Source organism: Lawsonibacter sp., assembly GCF_022777125.1.
In the GTDB taxonomy this organism is placed as follows: Bacteria; Bacillota; Clostridia; order Oscillospirales; family Oscillospiraceae; genus Lawsonibacter_A; species Lawsonibacter_A hominis.
Genome location: NZ_JALFGV010000044.1, coordinates 1 through 6,903, shown reverse-complemented (window position 1 = coordinate 6,903; position 6,903 = coordinate 1). Strand labels below are relative to the sequence as shown.

Annotated in this window: 7 protein-coding genes; 1 reads left to right on the top strand and 6 read right to left on the bottom strand. The window is 58.9% G+C overall.

All coding sequences use genetic code 11. The features are described from left to right. The 5 genes from MR825_RS03800 to MR825_RS03780 form a co-directional block, all read right to left on the bottom strand. The coding region (locus MR825_RS03800; protein WP_353845863.1) for a hypothetical protein at positions 1-294 on the bottom strand (294 nt) is incomplete at its 3' end. Beyond that, entirely contained in the window at positions 287-667 is a 381-nt protein-coding gene (locus MR825_RS03795; RefSeq protein ID WP_287878988.1) for a hypothetical protein, read from the bottom strand. The genes MR825_RS03795 and MR825_RS03800, both read right to left, overlap by 8 nt. Positions 668-826: 159 nt before the next feature. Continuing rightward, positions 827-1,438 carry a hypothetical protein gene (locus MR825_RS03790; RefSeq protein ID WP_287878986.1) on the bottom strand — a complete coding sequence of 204 codons (612 nt, stop codon included), beginning with the start codon at positions 1,436-1,438 and terminating at the stop codon, positions 827-829. 35 nt (positions 1,439-1,473) lie between these two features. Beyond that, complete coding sequence (locus MR825_RS03785; RefSeq protein WP_287878984.1) at positions 1,474-4,746, bottom strand: hypothetical protein; 3,273 nt, start codon at positions 4,744-4,746, stop codon at positions 1,474-1,476. Positions 4,747-4,761: 15 nt separating this feature from the next. Continuing rightward, positions 4,762-5,067 (bottom strand): hypothetical protein, encoded by a 306-nt coding sequence (locus MR825_RS03780; protein WP_186906251.1) that lies wholly within the window; start codon positions 5,065-5,067, stop codon positions 4,762-4,764. 33 nt (positions 5,068-5,100) lie between these two features. Between MR825_RS03780 and MR825_RS03775 the strand changes: the two genes are divergently transcribed. Next, entirely contained in the window at positions 5,101-5,805 is a 705-nt protein-coding gene (locus MR825_RS03775; RefSeq protein ID WP_287878981.1) for an IS3 family transposase, read from the top strand. 886 nt (positions 5,806-6,691) lie between these two features. Here the strand turns inward: MR825_RS03775 and MR825_RS03770 are convergent. Beyond that, a partial coding sequence (locus MR825_RS03770) for a hypothetical protein (protein WP_287878979.1) occupies positions 6,692-6,903 on the bottom strand: 212 nt, incomplete at its 5' end.

Sequence of the window (6,903 nt, the reverse complement as noted above, 5' to 3'; positions counted from 1 at the left end):
GAAGCCGACCCGCTCCCCGAGTTCCCCGGCCCGCTGGAAAAACGCCGGGTCGGAGTATTCCTGCCCCTTGACGTTTTTGCAGAAGTCGAAGGCCAGCCCAACGCCCTGAGCGTGGAAGGTAGGCACGCGCCCCTTGCTGGTCCCGTTTTGGTAGCAGTATTCCTGGTACGCCCGGTCCCGGACCGTGCCGGTGATGCAGACCGCAAGGCCCGCATCCCGGCACAGCTGCATCCAGACCCGGCAGTTGGCCGCTACGTCCGCGCGCAGGTCGTCGATGTCACGGCTGTTAAGCATCGCGCTTGCCGGGCTTGTCCCCGCTGATGGGGCCGGGGTCGCTCGCGCCCTCCATCAGCTTGACCATGGCGTCGTAGTCCTCAGCTGCCCAGAGGGCGCACAGAGCCTTGTAGTTACCCCGCATGGTGCGCAGCCACGCGTTGAGGCCGTCGTTGGCGGCCTTGCGCTCGGCCTCGTCCATGGCGGCATACGCCTTGCCGATGCGGGGCCAGTCCACCTGATGGGCGATGGGCAGCTCACCCATGGCGTTGACCGCGCGGCCATCGCGGATGTTCTGCATGCACCGGTCTGCGGCCACGCCGAGGTCGCAATTGTTTTTCTCGCCGATTGCAAAGATGGCGGGGGTCAGGAGGTTGAAGTTGATGGTGTTCATAAGTATGTGCTCCTTTCGCATGTTTGTGTGATGCAGGGCTTGCGCCCCTCCCTGCCCTACCAGCGTAGCAGAGGGGGGCGCAGATTGCGACAGGGGTTCGATCCCGGCGCACGGCCGCGCTCGTCCGCCCCATCAACGTCTTTCCAGGCCGCGTTTATCCTACTCCGCCACTTTCTGCATCTCCCTCAGCCGTTCCTGCACAAGCGTCTTATTCCAGTGCCAGAAGTCTTTGCCAACGCCCAGATATTCAAACATTGCCCGGCGCTGCTTGTCGTTCAGCCCTGGTGTCTTGTAGACCTCCATCATGACGAGCAGGCTCCTGCTGTTGGGTATGGCGTCCGGCGTGCCGTTTTTGTCCTCGTCTTTGTCCTTATACCGCAGGGACTCTATCCCGCTGGTCCGGCTGTAAAGGCTGACATAGGTCTCCCGTGGAATGCGGTACTTTTTCTCAGCCTCTTCCGCCTTCTTCATCCAGGAATCCAGTGTGTAGCCCGGCGCAACGGACGCCTTCGCGGTCTTGTCGGCTAGGTCGTAGGCTTCGCTGATCGCCTTCACCTTTTGCTCGTCTGTCATGCGCTCGTAGGGCTTGCTGGCCGTCAGCTCTGTCAGCAGAGTGTACGAGAGACGGCCTTTCTCCGTGGCGTAGGTCACATACTCCTCCGCCGTCAGATCTTTGCGCACTCCGTCCACGGTAAAGTATTTTCCGGCTCGGTCGGGGAACAGTCCAGCTTTTCCCGTGGCCTTGTAGAGCCGCATCAGTTCGTCCTCCATGGGGCTGCTCCCGACCTCGTCGGTGTAGGCCGGATTCAGGAAGTTGTCGGCGGCCCGCTTTCCCGCTCCGCCGGTGCTCTCGGTGCGTCCCCAGGCGTCAATATATTCATCGTCATGCCCTCGTGCTTCCGTAGTATCTCCGAGATCTTCCCTCCATGCCAGATGATGCCGCGATCCTCCACTCCTATGCTGCGCAGAGCTTCCGAGGTCGTGCCCACCCGGAACGTCCGTTTGCTTTTTCCGTCCCACGCATCCAGCTGATTGGCAAACTCCGGATTCAGCGAATACCTCACCCCGCCCTCCTGGGCGGTATTTTTCTGCCCCTGCAGGGCCTCCGCCTGCCGCTCCGCCGCCTTCAGGGCCTGCTCCAGCCGCCGCCCGGCCTGCCGGGCCTGACTTTTGTATTGGCCCGTCAGCCGGTCGGCCAGGCTGCGGAACACGTCCCTCAGCTTCTCCAGCAGGGTCCGCCTGCCCTGGTTGGCCTGGATGAAGCGCTCCAGCAGCGCCCCGTCCTCCATCAGCCTCCCGGCATAGTCGGCGGCCAGCTCATCCATGGCGGCCAAGCTGGTCAGTTCCTGCCCGCCCTTGGCGTACAGCGCCCTCGTCCCTTCCACCTGCTGATCCAAAAATTCCGTATCGGCCATCGCGGCCTCCCGGAATGCCCGGTACTCCTCCGGGGCCAGCTCCTGGATACGGTGGGTGATCTCGTGGCCGAACACGGCCCGGACCGGATTCTGCGCGTCTTTGGCGATGGTGATGACCCCGTTCTCGATCTGGGCATTGGCCGCGGCGCCCGCCACCCGGTCGGCAAACAGCACTTTGACGCCCAGCCGCTGGGCCGCCTCGTTTACCTGCCCGGCCGCCTTCTGGTCCATAGATTTGGTATAGTCGTCCCATACCAAACCGCTGTCCGTTCCGTAAACGGTGGCAAACCCGGCCTTTCGGGCCGCCGCGTCGGCGTCGCTCCTGCCGGACTCGAAGGCCGCCCCGCGCTGGGCGTCGGTCAAGGTCCGATCCTTCAGGCTGTCCAGGCTGCGTCCCGCCGCCCCGGCGTTGTAGGCGTGGGAAAAGGCCATGTAATAGTCCGTTTCGTCCACGTCCCCCCGCCAGCCAAGACGATAGGCCGCTGCCCCGTTCTCTCCAAAGGCGCTCCTCAACTCCGTTTCGCTGAGGGTGGACGGAGTGCCAAAGCCATTTGCCTGTACGCGTTCCGCTGCGGGAAGCGCTCCGGTTTGCCCCCCGGAATTTTGGGCATACTGGGTATTGCCCTTTGCGGAGGAATCTGCTATAATGGGGGCAACAGTAGGAGCGCCTCCCGGCGTTCCGAGCGGCGTATCGTTGCGGAGCGGAACATCGGCACCCTGGCTGGTGGACTCCGATTGGAATAGCGATGCGCCGCTTTCGCTTGCCGTCAGGACTTCGTGTAGCTTGTATCGCTGTTTCGTGTCCTTGATGACTAGCGCACCGACATAAACCGTTTCGTTTCCAACTCGAACGGGGGCCGAAATAACATAGGAATCGTACCAGTGCCCTTCATATGGGCCGTTGTGGGCAATGATCTCACCCTGCTCCAGCACCTGAGGAAGCGAGGCGAAGGTCGCGGCTTTCAACTTTCCATACCCGTGCGAAAGGCTGTCCCGCACCCCGCTGGTATTCAGTTCAATATCGCCAAGGTCTTTTCGTGTTACCTTGTTGCCGATACTGTTGAAGAAGTCAATGACCTTCGTCCTCAGGTTCCGGCTGTCACCAGCTGTTTTCTGGAACTCCTGCCCGGTGAGCGCCGCAACCGGACTAATCTTGGACACTTTCCCAAGGTTTGCCCTCACGGTGTCCAGAATGTCACCATGGTGTTCCGCCTTCTGATAGTCCTTTAGCCCCGCCTCCCCCGTGGAGGCGGTTTTATTTTGCCCTGCCGCCTCCACAGCGTCCGCAGGAGAGGCGTTCGTTGTCTGGATGGGATTGGTATTGCCCGGCTTCGTTTGCGCCGCCTGTGCGCGGTCAAATGGCGCACCGGGGAGGTTCTGCATCGTGCGCTCCACCATGGGCAGCGTACCGACCGGCTGCCTAAGGCGGCTGTTGTGCGCATCGGCCGCCGCATTCAGGCCGGATACAACACCAGTCTGTGCCCCGCCCAGCACACCTCCGACCGCCGCGCCCATCGCAAACTCGTTCAGTGCCCGCTTCGGGTTTACAATGGCGTCCTCGTTCGTCAGGGAAAATGCCTCCTTGGAGCGGTCGTATATACCCTTCTGCGTGATACCGGTCACGATGCTTTGCAGAACTTCCTCCTTGCCCTCGTCCAGCATGCTTTTGACCCAATTGCCGACCGCCCGGACGCCTCCGCTTTTCACCTGATCCGGGAGCACCTCCAGGCCGCCGCTGATCTCAATGCCCGCGTTAAGTGCGGAAGAGATCAGGGCAGTCGCCGTCGCCTCCAGGTCGCTCGCCCCGTTTGCCTTGGCCTTTTCATAGTCCGTTCCGGCCGTCTGCAGGTAGGAGGACCAGTAAAGCGGGTTCTTGACCATTTCGCTGACTGCGTTGCCGACGGCCCCGGCGATGCCGGAATTGGCCGCGGCAGACGCCGCCTGCAGTCCCTGCGTCGTTCCCTGCGCGGCCAAAGACGTACCGGCGGACATCAGTGCAAGAACTGCATTCGGCAGCGCGGCGACGGTACCGGCCCCGACCTCGGCCGCGACCTGCGCGGCACGGCTTCGGTCGGATACCGAATCCGCCATCCGCTGCCCGAAATACTCGTTTTCCTTCGCGTAGTAGTCATTCAGCCGGGAAAAAGGGTCGTACTCCCCGAGAAAATCCGTGGGCATAAAGAAATCAAGGGTACTTGCCAGCCCTTTGTTGAACTGGCTCAGCCCGGAAAACACCGCGTTTCTGGCGATCTCCGGAACAGATGCTTTTTTCTCCGCCTGTTTCTCCGCGGCGGTCGGGAGCAGTACGACGCTCTTCTGCGCCGCCGTATCCTCCCGCGCCGCCTTTTTTTGCGCCGTCGTGGGCGGCGTATATGCGGCCTTTCCCTGCGCCGCCGCCCCCAGAGGATTGACGCCGGATGAGAGCAGCGTTTTGGCCGCGTCTGCCGTGGGGGCAGGCGGCTTCCGGTCGCCCCGCAGGTACTGCGCGTCTGCGCTTTGCGATTTGGCGCTTACGCTGCCGTTCTGCGCCGTCCTCTGCTGCAGGGCCGCCAGACGCGCGCTGACCGTTCCGGCCTTCCGGGCTGCGGACTGTTTTTCCGCCTGCCCGCCCCCGGCCGTACCATATTTCCGATTGAGCTCCGCCAGCCGGCTGCTGATCGCCATTGCGTTCCCTCCCGTTTACTTGTCCAGCCCGAGCCGGTCCAGGATGTATTCCTGTCCAAACACAGAGATCTGTCCGGCCTGCGCCCGTTCCACCAGATAGTTCACAATCTCTCCGGTGGTCGCCCCATTGTCGTACTTGCGCCGGGCGTTCATCCACACGCTGTCGTATCCCGGCCCCTTGTCTGCGGCCTTCACCCAATTCTCATAGTCTTTTGTCAGCCCGGAAACGTTGGTAAATCCGTACTTTTTGTAGTTGTTGGAAATATAGCTGCTGGGATTCCCGCTGGAGTACGCGTCGGAGAACAGCCCGTCGTAATCCATATGCGCCCGCTCCATTTGCCGCAGCCTGTACAAATGAACGTCAAGAAAATCCAGCGTCTCATGCGGAAATATGGCCTGTCCTGTCCAATCCGCAAAGCCAATCCTTACCGCCGGATGGCAAAGGCACTGAAAACCAACAATGTCGCTGGGAATCTCCTGAATCGGGAGTTTACGGCGCATGGGGCCAGAAGCATGCTTCTCACAGATATCACATATATTCCTTATAACGGAACGTTTTGCTACCTTTCGACGATTTTGGATGCATACACGAAACAGGTTTTATCCTATGCGGTCAGCACTTCCCTTGAATTGGATTTCGTGCTGGAATGCATAAACCTGTTGGTTGAAAAGCATGGCGTTTCGCTCAACGCAAAAACGCTGATTCACAGCGATCAGGGCTTTCATTACACCAGCTATCGGTTCATCCGGCTTCTGAAGGATCATGCTCTGCGCCAATCCATGTCTCGCCGGGGAAATTGCTGGGACAACGCGCCGCAGGAAAGCTTTTTCGGGCACATGAAAGATGAGATTGATTTATCTGGCTGTACCGCTTTTGAGCAGGTCAGAGCGATTCTTGACGATTGGATCGACTATTACAACAATGACCGTTACCAGTGGCAGCTTGCAAAATTATCTCCAAATGAATTTTACACGTACCTCACTACAGGCGTTTATCCTCTGCCAGGCAAACCGCCTGTGCATGATGAATCGCTTCTGGCCAGATCTATGGTCACATAACAACTCTCATGTTTTTGGTATTTCATTGTGTCCTTGACTTTGGGTACACTTTAGACATGGGTTATCCATATCTGGGTTTCCCGTATCTGGACAAGCCGTATTCGGATCGTCCACATACGGGAAACCCGTTTGGTGAGATGGAGCATCGCGTAGATGACATATTTTCGGAGGTCTAAAAAAGTGTTGTTTTCTGAGAAAAAAGCCACTTCTGTGCCACTTTGACACGCTGGGTGATAAATCACCCGTGTCCTCTTTTTAACGGGCAATACAAAAAGAAAAAAGAGGCTTTTTCAACCCCAATCGGTACATTTATTTTGGACATTAAGAAAAGGGCGGCTGCTTCAAAACAGCCGCCCTAAAACAGGGGGATATACAAGATAATTTTCTGTTCGGATGCCCACAAGTCCTTGATATTACTGGGGTTTTCAAAAAGTTCTATATCGCCACTCATACCACTCGTCGTACGCCCATTTTGCTGCTCCTCACTTCCAAATCGAACCCACTTCGTTGGACATCGATTTTGCGGCCGACCTCCAGGCGGTTGTTTTTCTTTTGGGGTTCCGCCGCTGCGCGGAGTCCCTGCCCTACCGGTCCCTAAAGTTGACCGGGAGAGTCAGTTCAAAACATCCTTCTTGGCGCAGCTCCCCGTCTGATGGCGAGACTTCTCAGCCGCACGTGGTTGTCTTTCGCTTCCAAACCGCCCCTGGCCTTTGAGGCTGATTTGAGGTGCGGTATCCATATGGTATTGGGACAGGACATAAAATCAAATCGGCACAGATACCGCTGGAAAATCCCCAGCAGCATCCCAGCCTGCTGTCCTTCAGCTTTCCAACAACCGGACAGCCCCGTTTTATCTGCTGCACAGCAGATAAAACGGGGCTGTATCCTATCCCCGGTGCCCGCAATAGATCGCCGCGCCGTTATGTTCATAAAGGTTCCGGGCATGGCCGCCGTAGGGTTCGAGCTCCGTCCCGGTCAGACTGCCTTCCTGCACACACGTACAGCAGCAGATCAGCGCATGGATCTGCGCGACGGGCTGTTCCGCCTTGCCATGGGCGGCATAGATAATATCGTAATCCCGGCTCCACTCCTGCAGGC

Excerpts from the sequence above, each read along its gene's own strand:
- MR825_RS03795 (WP_287878988.1), bottom strand. The coding sequence starts at position 667 with ATGAACACCATCAACTTCAACCTCCTGACCCCCGCCATCTTTGCAATC.
- MR825_RS03790 (WP_287878986.1), bottom strand. The coding sequence starts at position 1,438 with ATGGAGGACGAACTGATGCGGCTCTACAAGGCCACGGGAAAAGCTGGA.
- MR825_RS03775 (WP_287878981.1), top strand. The coding sequence starts at position 5,101 with ATGAACGTCAAGAAAATCCAGCGTCTCATGCGGAAATATGGCCTGTCC.
- MR825_RS03780 (WP_186906251.1), bottom strand. The coding sequence starts at position 5,067 with ATGGATTACGACGGGCTGTTCTCCGACGCGTACTCCAGCGGGAATCCC.
- MR825_RS03785 (WP_287878984.1), bottom strand. The coding sequence starts at position 4,746 with ATGGCGATCAGCAGCCGGCTGGCGGAGCTCAATCGGAAATATGGTACG.